The organism is Priestia sp. TSO9 (genome assembly GCF_021029645.1).
Classification (GTDB): domain Bacteria; phylum Bacillota; class Bacilli; order Bacillales; family Bacillaceae_H; genus Priestia; species Priestia megaterium_E.
This window is the reverse complement of sequence record NZ_JAJEKD010000013.1, coordinates 1,062,583-1,079,335: the sequence shown is the minus strand read 5'-3', so window position 1 is coordinate 1,079,335 and position 16,753 is coordinate 1,062,583. Positions and strand designations below refer to the sequence as shown.

General features: G+C 39.2%; 17 protein-coding genes. 16 read left to right on the top strand and 1 reads right to left on the bottom strand.

All coding sequences use genetic code 11. From position 1 onward, the window contains the following. Nucleotides 1-16: 16 nt before the first annotated feature. The 6 genes from LJC66_RS13735 (at nucleotide 17) to LJC66_RS13710 (ending at nucleotide 6,012) form a co-directional block, all read left to right on the top strand. Nucleotides 17-595 carry a TerD family protein gene (locus tag LJC66_RS13735; RefSeq protein WP_230932764.1) on the top strand — a complete coding sequence of 193 codons (579 nt, stop codon included), beginning with the start codon at nucleotides 17-19 and terminating at the stop codon, nucleotides 593-595. A gap of 94 nt (nucleotides 596-689) precedes the next feature. Beyond that, complete coding sequence (locus LJC66_RS13730; protein WP_230932763.1) at nucleotides 690-2,306, top strand: YceG family protein; 1,617 nt, start codon at nucleotides 690-692, stop codon at nucleotides 2,304-2,306. 18 nt (nucleotides 2,307-2,324) lie between these two features. Next, complete coding sequence (locus LJC66_RS13725) at nucleotides 2,325-3,416, top strand: toxic anion resistance protein (protein WP_050690657.1); 1,092 nt, start codon at nucleotides 2,325-2,327, stop codon at nucleotides 3,414-3,416. 307 nt (nucleotides 3,417-3,723) lie between these two features. Further along, nucleotides 3,724-4,494, top strand: a complete 771-nt coding sequence (locus LJC66_RS13720) for a DeoR/GlpR family DNA-binding transcription regulator (RefSeq protein ID WP_028408243.1) — start codon at nucleotides 3,724-3,726, stop codon at nucleotides 4,492-4,494. Continuing rightward, the gene (locus LJC66_RS13715) at nucleotides 4,491-5,525 is read left to right on the top strand and encodes an oxidoreductase (protein ID WP_230932762.1); all 1,035 of its coding nucleotides are present in this window, start codon (nucleotides 4,491-4,493) and stop codon (nucleotides 5,523-5,525) included. The genes LJC66_RS13720 and LJC66_RS13715 overlap by 4 nt, the downstream gene beginning before the upstream one ends. Before the next feature lie 13 nt (nucleotides 5,526-5,538). Continuing rightward, nucleotides 5,539-6,012 carry a heme-degrading domain-containing protein gene (locus LJC66_RS13710; protein ID WP_230932761.1) on the top strand — a complete coding sequence of 158 codons (474 nt, stop codon included), beginning with the start codon at nucleotides 5,539-5,541 and terminating at the stop codon, nucleotides 6,010-6,012. Between the two features lie 97 nt (nucleotides 6,013-6,109). Here LJC66_RS13710 and LJC66_RS13705 read toward each other — a convergent pair whose 3' ends face one another. Then, a complete protein-coding gene (locus LJC66_RS13705; protein WP_168769257.1) occupies nucleotides 6,110-6,268 on the bottom strand; it encodes a hypothetical protein in 159 nt (52 codons plus the stop codon). Nucleotides 6,269-6,439: 171 nt separating this feature from the next. Between LJC66_RS13705 and LJC66_RS13700 the strand changes: the two genes are divergently transcribed. The 10 genes from LJC66_RS13700 to LJC66_RS13655 all read left to right on the top strand — a co-directional run bounded on the left by LJC66_RS13700 (nucleotide 6,440) and on the right by LJC66_RS13655 (nucleotide 15,722). After that, on the top strand, nucleotides 6,440-7,201 hold the full coding sequence (locus LJC66_RS13700) for an exodeoxyribonuclease III (protein WP_014459763.1): 762 nt from the start codon (nucleotides 6,440-6,442) through the stop codon (nucleotides 7,199-7,201). Between the two features lie 117 nt (nucleotides 7,202-7,318). Next, nucleotides 7,319-7,756, top strand: coding sequence for a MarR family winged helix-turn-helix transcriptional regulator (locus LJC66_RS13695; RefSeq protein ID WP_014459764.1), 438 nt, complete (start codon nucleotides 7,319-7,321; stop codon nucleotides 7,754-7,756). Nucleotides 7,757-7,949: 193 nt separating this feature from the next. After that, nucleotides 7,950-9,605 (top strand): MFS transporter, encoded by a 1,656-nt coding sequence (locus LJC66_RS13690; RefSeq protein WP_230932760.1) that lies wholly within the window; start codon nucleotides 7,950-7,952, stop codon nucleotides 9,603-9,605. A 29-nt stretch (nucleotides 9,606-9,634) separates the two neighbouring features. Further along, nucleotides 9,635-10,267 carry an HlyD family secretion protein gene (locus tag LJC66_RS13685; RefSeq protein WP_025751627.1) on the top strand — a complete coding sequence of 211 codons (633 nt, stop codon included), beginning with the start codon at nucleotides 9,635-9,637 and terminating at the stop codon, nucleotides 10,265-10,267. Between the two features lie 154 nt (nucleotides 10,268-10,421). Continuing rightward, nucleotides 10,422-11,816, top strand: coding sequence for an MATE family efflux transporter (locus tag LJC66_RS13680; RefSeq protein ID WP_014459767.1), 1,395 nt, complete (start codon nucleotides 10,422-10,424; stop codon nucleotides 11,814-11,816). A gap of 336 nt (nucleotides 11,817-12,152) precedes the next feature. Further along, nucleotides 12,153-12,584 (top strand): YwqH-like family protein, encoded by a 432-nt coding sequence (locus LJC66_RS13675; RefSeq protein WP_013057382.1) that lies wholly within the window; start codon nucleotides 12,153-12,155, stop codon nucleotides 12,582-12,584. Beyond that, nucleotides 12,581-12,838, top strand: a complete 258-nt coding sequence (locus LJC66_RS13670) for a YwqI/YxiC family protein (protein ID WP_013083474.1) — start codon at nucleotides 12,581-12,583, stop codon at nucleotides 12,836-12,838. Before LJC66_RS13675 ends, LJC66_RS13670 begins: the two co-directional genes overlap by 4 nt. Before the next feature lie 18 nt (nucleotides 12,839-12,856). Then, entirely contained in the window at nucleotides 12,857-14,857 is a 2,001-nt protein-coding gene (locus tag LJC66_RS13665) for a T7SS effector LXG polymorphic toxin (protein ID WP_230932759.1), read from the top strand. A gap of 17 nt (nucleotides 14,858-14,874) precedes the next feature. Beyond that, complete coding sequence (locus LJC66_RS13660; RefSeq protein WP_154990554.1) at nucleotides 14,875-15,405, top strand: ankyrin repeat domain-containing protein; 531 nt, start codon at nucleotides 14,875-14,877, stop codon at nucleotides 15,403-15,405. Further along, nucleotides 15,402-15,722 carry an immunity protein Imm33 domain-containing protein gene (locus tag LJC66_RS13655; protein WP_014459771.1) on the top strand — a complete coding sequence of 107 codons (321 nt, stop codon included), beginning with the start codon at nucleotides 15,402-15,404 and terminating at the stop codon, nucleotides 15,720-15,722. The genes LJC66_RS13660 and LJC66_RS13655 overlap by 4 nt, the downstream gene beginning before the upstream one ends. Nucleotides 15,723-16,753: the final 1,031 nt, after the last annotated feature.

The following is a 16,753-nucleotide window of genomic DNA, read 5'->3' as shown; positions in this document are numbered from 1 at the left end:
TACGGAGGATGTTTTTATGTCAATTTCTTTATCAAAAGGTCAGCGCATTGACCTAACGAAAACCAACCCAGGATTAACAAAAGTAATAGTAGGCCTTGGATGGGATACAAACAAATATGCTGGATCTCAGGATTTCGATTTAGATGCATGTGCATTTTTAGCCAATAAATCAAGTCAGGTTGTAAATGACGAGGAGTTTGTTTTTTACAACAATTTGAAAAGTCCAAATGGCGCTGTGGAGCATACCGGTGACAACCGTACGGGTGCAGGAGATGGAGACGATGAGCAAATAGTCGTTGATTTTTCCCTTCTTCCTGACTACGTTGAAAAAATCGGAATTAGCGTCACGATTCACGACGCAGATGCTCGCGGACAAAACTTTGGACAAGTATCCAACGCGTTTGTTCGTCTGATAGACGCCGAAACAAATGAAGAAGTGCTTCGTTATGATTTAGGTGAAGATTTTTCAATCGAAACAGCTGTTGTAGTGTGCGAGCTATACAAGCACGGAAACGACTGGAAGTTTAATGCCATTGGCAGCGGATTTTCCGGTGGCTTGGCCGACCTTTGCCGCAACTACGGATTATCCGTATAAAAAAGGCATGGGATAAATGAAAAAGAAAGGGTGCTTTAACGAGTACCCTTTCTTTTTAGCATGTATATGTCTGAAAAGAAAGGAGCTGTAAGGCGTGAGTAAACTAATTGATCCTCATATCATTAATCTTAACGAGCAAAATGGAACTTCTCTTTTTTCTCAAGATGTTTCTCTGCGAGGTGACTTTATACAAAATGAGCAGCAAATTTCCTATAAACAAGTGGCAGGAAGATATGTAGGCACCCATCTTGATGCGGACGAGTACGCAGCTTTTCTTTATGAACTTGCGCATTCATCATCATCGATCCTTGTCCTGCACGATAAGCTTGATAAGTCCATTTCAAATGATAGATTAAAAGAAGTACAAACGATCCTTAAAATTAATCAAGAAGAGCACGGCCTTTCTGTCAATCGGCTATTTGCTTTTTTAGAAGGAAAAAAGCTGATCGTGAAGTCAGAAAATCCCGCTATACATAGAAGAGTACGCGAAAAATTTATTGAAACCTTAACGTGTTTTAAAGAACAGCATGGAGATGGTTTTATGGACGGGCATTTTCAACGCGTATTAATCGATTTAATAAAGTGGCAGTTGAATCATGTAAAACCTTGGATGGTCGATCAAGCATTTCCTGAGCACGCGCCTCGCATCATGTGGTATGGAGATGCGAATAAAAGCGAGCAGTATTTTCTCTATTATTTGATTTTACTAGGTTTTGACGTCCTTACCTTTCATCCAGAAGGAAAGGATCATTTAAAAGAAGTAGATAAGAATCAGCATTTAACAACGGTTTATACGTTTCCTTCTACTAGCTCGCTTTTACCTTTTCCAACGGATAAACCGGTTCGAAAAGGTACGGTAGCATTTCGAGCGTCTCAAGAAATTGAGCAAGTGCTTCATTCAGAGGAGTCCATGCTGTATAAACCTTGGCAATTTCGTTCGTATTTTCCAACTTCAGTCACTCTCAAAACGACGTATGATGAAATCTTTTTATTAATGAGAGAACGGGCGTTTATTCGTCCTAATTTTCAAGTGTCCAAGCCATATGTACACGTGCCGGTCTTGTTTTCAAAAGTACTTGGTATCTCTAAAAACCGAAAAGAGTACTGGAGTAAAGTGCATGAGCTCATGCAAACGGAAAATGAGTTAGCTCTGACGATTGATTCTGTTCCTTTTGCTAAAAAAATAGAAGGAAATAATCACTTTCACTATCAAGGAGCTCTCGGAAGTGATGGCACGCTCAGTCCTGATAGAATGATTGAAAGCAACTGGTGGCGCTATAAAGAGCTGCCTATCGGGCTTCAACAAGGGCTAGCTGCAGCTATTTCCAGATACTGTGCACATTCAAAGCTCCTTCGGTTGGATCATGAAGATGCGTATCAGCATCAAATGTACTTGTTTAATCAGTCTTTGAAGCTTCCAAACAACGTGCTTCGCATGCTTCAAAAATTTGATTATACGCAGCACGTCCCTCGGCTCATTATTTATCACGGAAATGAACATGAAACGTTTACGCGTGAAGATGCAGCTTTACTGCTTCTATTAAATGAATTTGGCGTTGACATTGTTCTTTTTAATCCGACCGGTCAAATAGATATAGAAGCGTTTGTCGAAGAAAAATATTTCGATATACATTGGCTAGAAGAAATTAGCTTTAATGAAGAATTCAAAGAGCCGTCGCTCATTCAAAAATGGTTAAAACGAATCTTTTAAAGAAAGAAGGGTTTTTAAATGGCAACCAACGAATTACAGCCTTTAGATGTAAACGAAGCCGAAGAAGTTTTAGAAACAAAGCCTAATGAAGTAAAAGCAAAACTGCGAGAAGAGCCGGAAGTACGTCGCTTAGCAGAACAAATTGATTATAAAAATCAGCTGGCTTTACTTGAGTATGGGAAAGAAACAGCCAATGAAATTTCCTCGTTTTCCGGAAAAGTGCTTAGTACAATTAAATCGTCTAGCATGGAAGAGTCAAGTCAATTATTAAAGCAGCTTGGAAAGATTATGGACAAATTTGATGCAAAAGATTTTGTTGAAGATAAAGGGTTTTTCTCTAAGCTTTTTAAACGCGGTCAAAAAATAGTGGATAAGCTGTTTCAAAAATATGAAACGATGGGCTCTGAAATTGATAAAGTGTATGTAGAGATTACAAAATATGAAACCGAAATGAAGCATTCAACCACGACGCTTGAACAGCTTTATGAGCAAAACTATCAGTATTATATAGAGCTTGAAAAATACATTGTAGCGGGCGAAGTAAAAGTAGAAGAGTTAAAACAAGAGCTAAAGGTGCTTGAAGAAAGAGCGTCGAGTGGAAATCAGCTGGCGGCAATGGAGCTTCAAACCTTAAAAAATGCGGTTGAGCTGATGGAGCAGCGATTATATGATTTAGAAATGGCAAAACAAGTATCTTATCAATCCGCTCCTCAAATCCGTATGCTGCAGCGAGGAAATACAAAGCTGATTGGCAAAATTAATTCTGCGTTTATTACAACGATTCCTATTTTTAAAAATGGACTCATTAACGCAATCGCAGCAAAACGTCAAAATTTAGTAGCCGAGTCTATGAACGAATTAGACAAACGTACAAATGAACTGCTCATTCGCAATGCAGAAAACATTTCACAGCAAAGCGTTAAAATTGCCAAAATGTCGGGTGCGCCCAGCGTAAAAGTAGAAACGATGGAACAAACGTGGAATATTATTATGAAAGGAATGCAGGAAACAAAAGCAATTGAAGAAGAAAACAAACGCCTTCGTGAAGAAGGACTTGTTCGCTTGGAACAATTTCAAGAAAACTTCAAAGCGCTTGAACATAAGATGTAACGAAAAAGCGAGAATCTTTATGATTCTCGCTTTTTTTGCCTATACGTTTGCTGGAAGTCTTAACCATAAGAGATTAGTGAAAAGCGTGAAAGGGTATCAGATATAAAAGAAGTATTATCCAAAATAAGATAGTTATTTCCAGAAAGCGTTTGTACACTTTTATGCTTTTTTCGAATTTGTTTAAACAATCTTTTATAATTTAAGTTAAAAACTTAAAAAAATTAAGCTTTTTAAGTTTTTTAGTTGTTTTTAGTTTTTCTTTGCGCTACAATTAGCTCATATCAAAGTAAAAAAGGAGGGTATTCGGGTGTATCAAGAGCAGCGCATGAGTGCGATTATTGAATACCTTCACACACACCGCACGATTACATTAGACGAAATTTGCGATATGTTTACCGTTTCAAAAGATACGGCGAGGCGCGATTTAGTCAAGCTTGAAGAAAACGGCGAGGTTATGAGAGTTAAAGGCGGAGCGACGCTATCGTCAAGTCATATCATTGATTACAGTGAACGAACGCCTACCAAAGCGAAAGAACAAATTGCTAAAGAAGCAGCTTCGTTAATGTCGGAGGGGTATGACGTGCTTTTAGATACGTCTTCTACCATCGCACTGATGGCGGAGTATATGGATGTAAAGCATGTAACCGTTATTACAAATTCCATTGATAATGTGGATTTGCTCGATCAATATACAGCGTGTGATACGTTTTTGCTGCCGGGCAAGTTTAACGGGAAAAACCGTAACGTCACCGGGCCAAGAACGATTTCTACGTTGCAGGAATACAAAGTAGATCAGCTGTTTTTAGGTACGTGCGGCGTTGGTGCAGCTGGTATTACATCTCCAAGTGAAGAAGAAGCGTTTTTAAAAAGACAGATGATTCAATGCGCAAGACAAGTTATTATGCTTGCGGATCATACAAAGTTTGAACGTGAATTTTTACATCGAGTATGCGATATGAGCGATATTGATATCTTAATCACAAATAAAGAGCCAGAAGCGGATGTAAAAGAAAAAATAGAACAAAATCAAGTGCGGCTTATCGTAACAGATTTTGATAAAGGAGAGGAAACACAATGAAGAAAATAAAAGTAGGATTAGTAGGATACGGATTTTCAGCAACGGTCTTTCACACGCCGCTTTTAAGCGTGTTAGAAGAATTTCATATTTCAAAGGTAATGAGTTCAAATCCTGAAAAAGTAAAGAGTGACTTAGAGGATGTTGAAGTAGTGAGCACTCTATCTGAACTTCTAGAAGATGACAGCATTGATTTAGTTATTATTACAACGCCTAGCGGCATGCACTATGAAATGGTGAAAGACGCACTACGCGCAGGTAAGCATGTAATTGTTGAAAAGCCGATGGTCGTATCAGAAAAAGAAGCAAATGAATTAATTCAATTAGCAAAAGAACAAGATGTTCAATTAAGCGTCTATCATAACCGCAGATGGGATAATGATTATTTGACGGTGAAACAGCTGATTGAAGAAGCGGAATTAGGCGACGTTAAAATGTATGAAGCTCATTTTGACCGCTATCGTCCAGCTGTTCGAGACCGCTGGAGAGAAAATGAAGGACCTGGGTCAGGAGCGCTTTACGATTTAGGATCTCATTTAATAGACCAGGCCTTACACCTTTTTGGAATGCCTGAATTTGTTCAAGCTGATGTATTTGGTCAGCGAGATCATGCACGTACGGATGATTACTTCCACGTAGTGCTTGGATACGGTTCTCTTCGCGTTATTTTACATTCAAGTGCCATTGTGCCAAGCAACGGGCCGCGCTTTCAAGTTCATGGAACAAAAGCAAGCTATATTAAATACGGCATTGACGGCCAAGAAGATATGCTAAGAGCCGGCAAGAAGCCTGTGGACGATACGTGGGGAGCCGACAGCCCTGAACACTACGGGAAGCTGACCACTGGCGAAGGCGAAACGAAAGAAATTCAAACGCTGCACGGTTCTTATGTGACGTATTATCAAAAAATTGCCGACAGCCTGCTTCGAGGAGAAGAGCTTCCGGTTTCAGCAGAAGAAGCTCGTGACGTGGTTAAAGTTATCGAAGCGGCATTTGAAAGCAGCAAAGAAAAACGAGCGGTTTATTTTAACTAAGGAGCGAGAAACAGTGAGTAATCATTCGGCAGAGAAACTGCTTGAAAAAGTAGTTCAGCAGGAAAAAGAACTGATCTTTCATCAATTTACAAATGACCAGGCTTTACAGATCGGAACGGCCCTTATTAATGAAGCAAAAAGTAAAGGGAAAGCCGTTACAGTAAGCATTAAACGAAATGGTCAAACTCTCTTTCAACATGCGATGGAAGGGGCTATTCCCGATCATGAAGAATGGATTAAACGAAAATCAAACACCGTTCTTCGTCACCATCACAGCTCGTACTATATGAAGCTGTACTGCGAGTTAAAAGATCGTTCTTACGCGCAGTTTTACGCAGCGGATCCTCAGGAATTCGAAGCAGTAGGAGGGTCATTTCCAATTTCGGTTAAAAACGTCGGCGTAATCGGAACCATTACCGTATCAGGCATGTCGCAAGAAGAAGATCATGCACTTGTGGCAGATACGATTCGTAGCTTTATTTCGTGAAGAAAGAACTTAGGATAGGAATAGTTTAAGGAAGATCCGAACGATGAATCGTTCGGATCTCTTTATTGGTTTGGTAAACGGAGGTTTCGCTGAGTGATTACCTGCTAAAGTGCTTAATAGCAGAATCATTTAAAGAAAAATCTTCTTTAGTAAGCGCCGTTTGATTCTGTGTTTCGCATTCTTTAGTAGGATGCTCTTCTTTTTTAGAAACAGCAGAAACTTCTTCGTTATTTTCATACGTGTAGTTTGTTGACATTATATTTCACCTCTTGTATCTAGTGTTTGAGGTACAGAAAATAAAATAAGAAGAAATATCAGGAATACCTTGAAAAGAAAAGTATACGCTTTAAATTATTTGAACTCATGCAAGAAATTGTCTACACTAAACACTGATACATAAATCGAGTGAGGAGAACGTGAAGAGTTTATGAAGTTGATTTCGTGGAACGTAAATGGCATTCGCGCTTGTGTGCGAAAAGGATTTTTAGATTATTTTCAAGAAGTGAATGCGGATGTATTTTGTATTCAAGAGACGAAGCTGCAGGAAGGCCAAATTGATTTGCAGCTAGAAGGGTATTATCAGTACTGGAATTATGCCGTGAAAAAAGGGTATTCCGGAACAGCTGTTTTTACAAAGCAAAAGCCTTTATCCGTTTCATACGGTGTGGATAAAGAATCGGAAGACGAAGGACGTATTATCACGCTTGAGTTTGAACAATGCTATGTAGTAAACGTGTATACGCCAAATTCTAAAAGAGACTTAGCAAGGCTTGAAGAAAGGCTTCAATGGGAAGACGATCTGCTCGTGTACTTAAACAAATTAAATAGCCGTAAAGCGGTGATTTTGTGCGGAGACTTAAACGTAGCACACGCAGAAATTGACTTGCGTAATCCGAAGCCAAACCGAGGAAATTCTGGTTTTACAATAGAAGAGCGAGGAAAAATGACGACGCTTCTTGCTAGCGGATTTCTTGATACATTTCGTTATTTGTATCCGAATCAAGAAGAAGCCTATACGTGGTGGTCGTATATGAACAAAGTGAGAGAACGAAATATCGGGTGGCGCATTGATTATTTTATCGTATCCGAGAGAATCAAAGACGTTATTCAAGAAGCTACTATTCATCCGCATGTAATGGGAAGCGATCACTGTCCTGTGATGCTAGAATTAAATGTACCTCATCTATGATATCTTTCTATATAATAGAAGAAAAACGGAAAAAAGGTTGGTTCACGCGAACGGTTGCGGTATAGTAAACATATTAAAAAGTACAGAATGTTTCATGAGATAAAGGGGGAGACAGAGGTGAAGCGAGACTCGCTGCAAACCATTGAACACGAAATTGCGCTGCTTGTTCGTCTAACAACGACGCACAGTCCTAAGCTTGGAAGCTTGGACCGTTCTGAGTATTTACTGTTAAGCGAACTAGATCAGCGCAGTCCGCTCGGGATTAATGCATTAGCTGAAAATTTAAAGCTGAGCTTATCTACAGCTAGCCGGCAAGTATCTGCGCTTGAGACTAAACAGTTTGTTCGTCGCTTTCCGAGTCCAGAAAATGGGCGAATTAGTTTAATTGAAATGACGGATGCAGGGAAAGATATTTTGCAGCATGTACAAAGCAAGCGTAAACAAGCCTATGCTGAAGTGTTAGAAAATTGGTCGGAAGAAGAGGTTTTGGCACTGGAAAAAAGTTTATCACGCTTGAATCTTGATTTTAAAAGATGGCGCAGTAATGGATGTTAAAGCGAATACATATAGATGAACAAAAAGGCTATTGAAAAATAGTCTTTTTAAGTTGAAACAAAGAAGTTGATTTCTTCTTTAAAAGATGTATAATATGTAGTGCTGCTATAACTTGCATGATACAACTTGTACAATAAAATATGTAAGGAATTGTTAGTCTTATGAAAAGAATTTAATAAAAGGAGGAATAAATATGAGTCAGAATAATCCAGCAGTAGCCTCCGACAAACAAGGTTTAAGCGTACCTAAATACTTAATTATGGCGATTTTAACGCTATTTTCAATTGGCCCTCAGTATTTTTTGAATTTATCCTACACGGTCAATCAAGTATTAATTCAAAATCGATTTGATGCGAGTACACAAAGCTTACTATTGCCATCTATTATTTCTAACTTGGCATTTGGACTTGGAGTACCTATTGGTCCGATGCTTGCGAAAAAATATGGCGTGCGTAAAGCATACTTAACGTTCGTTTTAGTCTTTTTAGCAGGTTCGATTATCAACGTTTTTTCCGAAAACGTTGCGTTTTTATCCCTTGGTCGTCTGATTCAAGGCTTAAGCTCAGGAATGCTGTTTTTAACCATTATTCCAGCTGCGCTGATCTCGTTTCCGAATAAAATCCGAAACTTCTTTTTAGTGTTAGCGATCGGCGGACTGTTCGGTTCAACGGCAATTGGAGCCTTTTTAGGTGCTGTATCTCTTAGCATGGATAATTGGCGCTGGGTTTTTGTTTTAGGAATAATAGCTTCTCTTGTCTCTCTGTTTATCGGATATAAGGTATTACCTGCTCATGATCCAACTCAGCAAGAAGATCGACCAGTGGATAAGAAAAGTATCTTTATTCTTAGTCTTATTATGATTTTATTAGTGTATCCACTGTATGAACTAAGATACGAAGGATTTGCTTCTATTCAAGTGTGGCCGTTCTTACTAGCTGCAGCAGGATTAGTTGTCATTTTTGTCTTAGTTGATTTAGCGGCTGAAAATCCGCTAGTACCATTAAAATCGCTGCTAGCCGTAAAACCAGTTGCAGGTACAATTATGGCAATTGGCGGTCATATGGCGTATATTCTAGCCATTGCAGGTATTAATGGCGTCATGCAAAATGTGCAAAATGCATCGTACACCACGCTTTCTTATTTTTATTTATACTTTTTTGTTGGGGTACTGATTTCAGCATTTGCAACGACATTTTTGTATGATAAGTTTGGCCCAGGCTACCTTGGAGCAATTGGATCACTTCTTATTGTCATTGTAGGATTTAGCTGGGTGAACGTATCAGCTGATACATCACTAGTAAGTTTATATGTTCACATTATGCTCTTTGGTATGGGTGTTAGTATGGCACTGGTATCCGGTGCGCTAGGAGCGGCACTAGCCGGAGATTTACATCAAGCTTCCATGCGTTCGATTTCACTGCACTCCATTCGAAATTTATTAGGAGCGATTGTAGCACCTGTGATTGGGTGGTTTGTTGTTCGACAAAACGCGATTTATTATGAAGATTTTCGAGGTCAAATTAGCTCAGTAGATCCTCAGGTGAAGCTGCAGCTGTCTGAAATGATCAAACGCTATATGGGTATGGGAATGAGTCAAGCAGACGCAAAAACATCGGCTGTGACGGCTGTTGTAGCAGGCGCTAAAAAAGCGTCGATTTTACATGCGTATCACAACTTATTTTACATGCTTGGTATTTTAGGCGTAATTATGCTCATTGCTTCACTAAGTAAAGCATGGAGCGGTGAAAATAGAATTCTTGTTCAAAAAGAAGAGGTTCAAGAAGAAGCTGAGCCGCAAGAAGAAAGAAAAATGCTGCCGGCACCTCAAACAGAAGAAACCTCTGTATAATATACTAACTATAGAAAGAAGGAATTCCGATGAGTAAAAGTCGTTTATTGGTTACTAACATTGTTGGAATCATTGTGATTTTATTACTAGTAGGCTTTGGTGGATATTATTTCTACGAAAAAGCAAATTACGTTAAAACAGATGAAGCGCAGGTAGAAGCACCGCTTTCACAAGTCATCGCTTCAGCTAACGGTCAGTTAAGCGAATGGAATGTAAAAGAAGGAGATAGCGTTTCTCAAGGTGATTCTGTTGGAAGCTTAAAAGAAGGCGAAAAATCAACAGACGTAACGTCTATGATTGACGGAACAATTATTAAAAACAACGCATCTCAAAATCAATTAGTAAAAGCTGGCGATGTGTTAGCACAAACAGCTGATTTATCTAAAATCTATATCAATGCAAACATTAAAGAAACAGACCTAGGCGACTTAGAAGAAGGAGACAGCGTCGACATTACAGTAGATGGAGATTCAGGTAAAGTCTTTAAAGGCCATGTTGAAGCAATTGGCCGCGCAACAAACTCAGTGTCTTCTATGCTTCCTGCTCAAAATACAGGAAACTATACAAAAGTAACGCAAAAAGTACCGGTGAAAATTTCAATTGATGATGCATCAGATAAAGTTCTTCCAGGTATGAACGCAGAAGTGAAAATTTCAATTTAATAACGGAAAAAAAGCTGCTTCCTCTAAGGGAGCGGCTTTTTTTATGCCTAAACAAATAAAATAAAAAATGTGCTAAAAAGGGGATGTATACAAAGGAAATGTGTGGTAAGATACTTCTTGTTTGAAATTGGATATCGGTAAAGAAGGTGATGGGATGACCGCGGTCGAAACAAAAAAAGGGCCAAAAGAAAAGCTGAATTTGTTTTTCTTAACGTGGCCGATCTTTTTAGAAGTGTTTCTTTTTATGTTAATGGGGATTGCTGATACCTTTATGCTAAGTGCGCTGTCAGATGATGCCGTATCAGGAGTCGGAGCAGCCAATCAATACCTTCACATTGCGATTTTGGTGTTAGAGGTCATTGGTAACGGAGCGGCAATTGTTGTCTCTCAGTATTTAGGATCAAAACGGTATATGGAAGCGTCAAAGATTTCTGCTTTGGCCGTTACGTTAAATTTAGGAGTCGGGCTAGTCATTAGCGCGGGTTTTCTTTTGTTTTCCAGACATATGATGGAAGCGATGAACTTACAAGGTGACGTACTGATGTATGCACAAAGCTATTTATCCATCGTTGGAGGAGCTATTTTTCTTCAAGCGATTATTAACTCTCTTGCAGCGATTATTCGCGTACATGGCTTTACGAAGCAGGCAATGTTTGTTTCACTTGGAATGAACATTTTTCATATTGCAGGAAACTATGCTTTAATCTTCGGGAAGTTCGGCTTTCCGGAAATGGGCGTGCAAGGAGCAGCGATTTCATCTGCGTTCAGCCGATTCGTTGCCCTTATTGTGTTCTTTTGGCTGCTGTATCAAGTGATGGAATATAGAGTGAAATTTCAGTACTACATTACGCTTTCAAAAGAATATATCGGTAAAATTTTAAAAATCGGTATTCCGTCGGCTTTCGAACAAGTGATGTATCAAGGCTGTCAAATTGTCTTTTTATACTATGCAACCTACCTAGGAGCAGAATCACTTGCTGCGAGACAGTACGCGATGAATATTTCAATGTTCATTTACTTATTTGCCATTGCAATTGGAATGGGTACAGCGATTATTGTCGGCCGTTTAGTAGGCGGAAACGAAAAAGATGAAGCGTACCATCGCGTATGGAAAAGCGTCAAATGGGCCAGTGCCGTAACGATGATGATGGTTGTTCTTGTGATGACATTCAGAACACAGCTGATCAGCGTGTTTACAGACAATCCGCATATCATTGAGCTTGGGGCGACGGTGCTGCTTCTGAGCATTGTGCTTGAAACGGGAAGAACGATGAACATTGTGCTGATTAACTCGCTGCGGGCAGCGGGAGATGCCAAATATCCGGTGTTAATTGGTGCGATGTCGATGGTCATGATGAGCTTGCCGCTCGGTTATTTCTTCGTTTTCCATTTAGACATGGGGCTCGCTGGCATCTGGCTTGCCATCGCAGCCGATGAATGGACGCGCGCAGTTATTATGTTTTTCCGCTGGAAAAGCCGAGCATGGGAAAACTACGGACTTATACAGCACGAACAAACAGCTGAAGAACCAACGCCGGTTCAAGTATAAAACAAAACCTCTGCAGGATGTGCAGAGGTTTTTTGCTGTGTAAAAAAACGAAGTGAAGTTGGTCTTTTTACGCAAAAAGCTTTAATTTGTGGGAAAAAACGGGTATAGGTACAAAGAAATGGTTTTATTCTACTTATTCTTTGTTTTAGATAACGGTATATGGTTGGATGACGTATTTAGACATGAGTCTTTTTTCTCTGATTTTCCATTTTTATCTCAATTCATGAAACTAGAAGCATAAAAAAGAGAGTTTTTTCCTATTTAGCTATAATGAGACAAATTTTATACTTATAATTATTGGATTAAACTCGAAATGTGCGGAACAGGAGGAACGATATGGGGTTAGGAAGCGTATTAGACGGACTGCTGGGTGAAGTATCTGGAAGAGTCTCAGATGTAGAAGGGAAAATTTCTAAGCTAAGAACGGCTAAAAGTAAAATTGAGCATGAACAAGCTGTTTCATTAAAAGAAATTGAACATATCAAAAAGCCTGAGCTGGGAGACAAATGGACGGGTACGTTATCGGATGATTTTGACGAAAAACGTACGGCAGCCTACGACAACATAAAAGGCATTTTAGACGGTGATTACGATGGATACATTCGTGAAATTGAAACAAAGATATGGGCGCTAGAAGCTGAAAAAGGAGCTTTGAGTGGCTTGAACGCCGTTATTGGAGAAGCGGATTCTTTATTAGCTAAAGGTGAAGAAGCCTATGACGCAGTAGAAAACAAGATTAGTGAAATTAGAAGGGGGCTGTTTTCATGACAATTAAGCTTGATCACGCTGACGTTATCAAAAAGCTTGAAGCAGTCAGCACAGCGATTGGAAATTTATCCATTAGCAAAATGCCTGACCTTGGAAAAAACAGCCTTGATACTACAGAGAAATGGGAAGCGCGCGAAGAAGAAATTCAAACGCTCATTTCTACTTATATAAAAGCACTAAACAAAAACGTAAAAGATACAAAATCTAATGTAGACTTACTAAAAGAACAAGACGAATCTATTATCCATTCGTAGCAGCAAAGGGGGATGACTGTGGGAAAGGTATACGATGCAAAAGCACTGTTTGATGTAGCAAAAGACAGGGAAAAAGCCTACGATGAGTTACTCAGCCAGCTGGGTGAACTGAAAAAAGCGCTGCAGGGCGTAGCGGACTTAGAAGGCAGCTTAGAAGGAAAAGGCGCTGACAATATAAAATCTTTTTATAAGCAGCACGTTGATACGGCCGGACAGTGGGAAAACTTAATTAAAATGCAGCAAAGCTATTTTTCAACGCTTCACGTTAAAGCTGAAAAAGCAAAGCTATCAGGAAGCACGATTGTAACTGAATCATTTTTAGAAACGGAGCTAAAAAACGCCAACAGCAATGCTAAAGAAATGGTTGCGCAGCAGCACGAAGATCTGCAGAGTATTTTAAACGGCATCGATGATATCGTCTCTATTTCAGCGTTTTCAACGAGTGAGTTTAACGATAAAATAGAAGAAGCAGAGAAAAAACGCACCGATACAATTGAAGCAGTGAACCAGCTAGACGCTGAATGGTCAAAAGAATACAGCGAAATGGACGACTTCTATGCGGTAGTGGATACGCTAGTAAGCGGCTTAGAGCTTGCTACGAGTCAAGGAGGAAGTGTCTATCAGCTTGCCTTTGACGAAAAAGCCTATCACGACAGCGAGCTGTATAAAGTTCAAACAAAGCTAAACGACTATGCAACTTCATATGTTGACTACAACAAGCAGCAAGAAGAAGTATACGAGCTGGAAAAAAAGCAAGAAGAAGAAGCAAACAAGCCGTGGTATGAAAAAACGTGGGACGCGGTTTCTACCTTTACAGGAGAGGTCAGCGGATATTATGATTATAAACGAGCAGCAGAAGGCGTGGACCCTGTTACGGGTGAAAAACTTTCCACCTCACAGCGCGTCGCAGCGGGAGCCATGGCAGCAGCCGGCTTCATTCCGGTTGTCGGCTGGGTAGGAAGAGCCGCAAAAGGCGGAAAAGCCATCTACAAAACGGCTAAAGGCCTAAGCGCAGCGGATCACGCCCTAGACGCCTACAAATCCGCCAAATCCTTCAAAGTCCTGGAGCAAACCGAAAAAGGCCTCTACGGTCTTGTGGCCGCAAACGGCTTAGGAGAATACATGACCGGACGCGACATGTTCGGGAATAAAATCAGTGAAGAGCAGCGTAAAGCAAGTCTTCTGCAAGCACTAGGAATTGCTGGAGCTGGAGCGCTTTCTACGAAAGTAGCGGGGAAAATGGGACAAAGCCTTGCGACCAAAGGAACCGAAAAACTTAACAACATGCGCAACACGCTTCGCACAAGCGCTGTTGCCAACGTCACAAAGCAAGCCTACCAAAGCGTCAAAAACGCACCGGCCTCTTGGACTCAGTCGCTACATAAAACGTATAACAACATCCTAGACAGCAGTATGCCACGACTCATGCCAGAACTTGTGCCGGCTGGTCCATCACTTGCCCAGCAGACGGTGAGAGAGACCTTGCAGAATGTGAAGCAGCAGACGATGCAGATGGTAACGAAGGTGAAATATGATCCGAACCACAACAGCTACCGTGGACCTGACGGAAGGTTTATGTCAGAGAGCGATGTTACAAAGATGGGTGACGAGGTTGAGGTTGAAACGCTTCGGAAAGTTGACGAACCTGTAAAAGTAGAGCCTGAAATTCAAAAGGTTACGGATGAAGTGGTGAAAAATGGTGATGTTTCTAAGAAACCTTACAGTAGCAGTAGACCAAGTTATGGGAAGGGCCAAGTTGAACAGGTATGGGAAAATGCTAAAGATCCTATTAATGGAAAAATCTACGATCCATCAGGTGTCGAAATAGGTTGGGATAAATCTAAACCTAGAAATGGGCAGTGGGATATGGGACATATCCCAGGAGAAAAATATTCTGATATTCACGAATTGTATATGAATGGTACTATTACAAAGAAAGAATTTTTAGAGTGGTACAGGGATCCTGCAAACTATAGACCAGAATTACCAAGCACTAACCGAGGTCATGAGTATGAATAAGGGAGGTAATGATGTAAATGGACATTAACAAGGCTGATTTTTGGACTATAATAAAGTTTGGAAATCTCGAAGAATTTTTAAAAAAGTTGAAGATTGAAAATAAATGTATCGAAGAGGTAATAAACTCGGTTGATAAAAATGGTATTAGTTTACTTGAAAAATCACTGATTAGTAGAAAGTTCGATATAGCAAAGTTTTTACTAGAAAACAATGCAAAAGTTAATATTGTTTCAAATGAAGGATGTAATGAATTGCACTATTTAGCAGCAAATATTAATTATGTAGGTGCTGTTGACTTAGCATATAAGTTAGTTGAAATGGGTGTTGATTTAAATTTAAAAGATAAAAAATTTTCTAATTCTGCAATATTATCTCTGTGTCAAGAAGTATTAAAAGAACGCACAAGGGATGGAAATGAATTAATTTTACACTGTTTGGAAAAACACCCCGATTTTAATGATTCCAATAAATTTGGTTATTCTTTAAAGCGAATAATTGAAGAACGTGGAACTGAGGATATGAAAAAAGTCATGGAGGCGGTTAGTTGAAAACAAGTAGTGGATTAGGCGGTAGCGTTGTATCAAATAATATTCTAAAAAATATAGGGGACTTAAAATGGTGCATTAAAGAAGAACCAGTAAATGATCTTGATAATGGGTGGAGATTTTTGTCTGATATCGATACAGAGGAATTTCTTGCAAATGCATCGAATATGTCAGTTTGCGACTGGGGAACGATTATTGAAATAGAACCTGCTATAATAAATATTTTTGATATGCCTATTGGTACAGATATAACTTTACTAAGCGAAAATAATAAAAAGTATTTTGTTTATACTGATTCAGGAGAAAAGGTAGTTTTTTAAGGTTGTATATTAGTGACTGATACAGATTTGGATTTATTAGTATGAAGTTCCATTAGTGTAAGTAAAGGTTAAGGATTAAAAAAATAGATAATATATACTATGAAAATCAGCAAAATATTATTAAACCTTTGATTGGATATAGCCTTTTGAGGGTTTTTTTTAATGTTTTTTATGTTAAAAATGTCTTTTCTTGAATTAAGAAGTTCATGTTGGGTGGTAGACATAGGAGATCGGAGGCAGTTACATTTAGATAAAAATTTTATAAAGAATGTAAAAGAGCCATGCCAATGGAGATAAAGGTAATTTATGATATGAAGGGTGGCTTAAAGCTGAATACAGTTTTGAGTTAATTGTAAGAAAGAGATAATAAGTATTAAGATATAGGAGTAGCTAGAACACAATTAGACGAAAGAATTCTTTTTGATGAAAATTTAGTAGGTGTTGAATTACCCCCCATAGCTGTTTTATTTGCAGGGAACTTTGTTTAGATGATTGCTACCATGTTGAAGAGCCTATTGTATACGTTTGAAATTATGAAGAATCCTTGAATTTAAATCCTGTAACATATATTGTAAGTAACAGCTTTGAAAAATTTCTAAATATCTTAGCAGAATAGGTAGTTTGATAGTATCTAAACTAGAGTGAATACTCATATATTCGTCAGACCTATTTAATTCGTTAGAGAGCACTAATTGTCTACAACAGGCAGCAAGTGCTTTCTTTTATGTGAGGGTATATAATTTCAAAGGGTTTTCATTTTTATTTGTAGTCAAATGAATAGCCTAAGCGCAGCGATCACGCTGCAAATCTGCCAAATCCTTCAAAGTCCTAGAGCAAACCAAAAAAGGCCTTTACGGTCTTGTGGCTGCCAACGGGCTAGGAGAATACATGACCGGACGCGACATGTTTGGGAATAAAATCAGTGAAGAGCAGCGTAAAGCAAGCCTTCTGCAAGCATTAGGAATTGCTGGAGCTGGAGCGCTTTCTACGAAGGTAGCGGGGAAAATGGTACAAAGCCTTGCGACCAAGGG

What these genes read in the sequence shown, in the direction of transcription:
- LJC66_RS13735 (WP_230932764.1), top strand. Translation starts at nt 17, where the DNA reads ATGTCAATTTCTTTATCAAAAGGTCAGCGCATTGACCTAACGAAAACC.
- LJC66_RS13725 (WP_050690657.1), top strand. Translation starts at nt 2,325, where the DNA reads ATGGCAACCAACGAATTACAGCCTTTAGATGTAAACGAAGCCGAAGAA.
- LJC66_RS13715 (WP_230932762.1), top strand. Translation starts at nt 4,491, where the DNA reads ATGAAGAAAATAAAAGTAGGATTAGTAGGATACGGATTTTCAGCAACG.
- LJC66_RS13705 (WP_168769257.1), bottom strand. Translation starts at nt 6,268, where the DNA reads ATGTCAACAAACTACACGTATGAAAATAACGAAGAAGTTTCTGCTGTT.
- LJC66_RS13700 (WP_014459763.1), top strand. Translation starts at nt 6,440, where the DNA reads ATGAAGTTGATTTCGTGGAACGTAAATGGCATTCGCGCTTGTGTGCGA.
- LJC66_RS13690 (WP_230932760.1), top strand. Translation starts at nt 7,950, where the DNA reads ATGAGTCAGAATAATCCAGCAGTAGCCTCCGACAAACAAGGTTTAAGC.
- LJC66_RS13685 (WP_025751627.1), top strand. Translation starts at nt 9,635, where the DNA reads ATGAGTAAAAGTCGTTTATTGGTTACTAACATTGTTGGAATCATTGTG.
- LJC66_RS13680 (WP_014459767.1), top strand. Translation starts at nt 10,422, where the DNA reads ATGACCGCGGTCGAAACAAAAAAAGGGCCAAAAGAAAAGCTGAATTTG.
- LJC66_RS13675 (WP_013057382.1), top strand. Translation starts at nt 12,153, where the DNA reads ATGGGGTTAGGAAGCGTATTAGACGGACTGCTGGGTGAAGTATCTGGA.
- LJC66_RS13670 (WP_013083474.1), top strand. Translation starts at nt 12,581, where the DNA reads ATGACAATTAAGCTTGATCACGCTGACGTTATCAAAAAGCTTGAAGCA.
- LJC66_RS13660 (WP_154990554.1), top strand. Translation starts at nt 14,875, where the DNA reads ATGGACATTAACAAGGCTGATTTTTGGACTATAATAAAGTTTGGAAAT.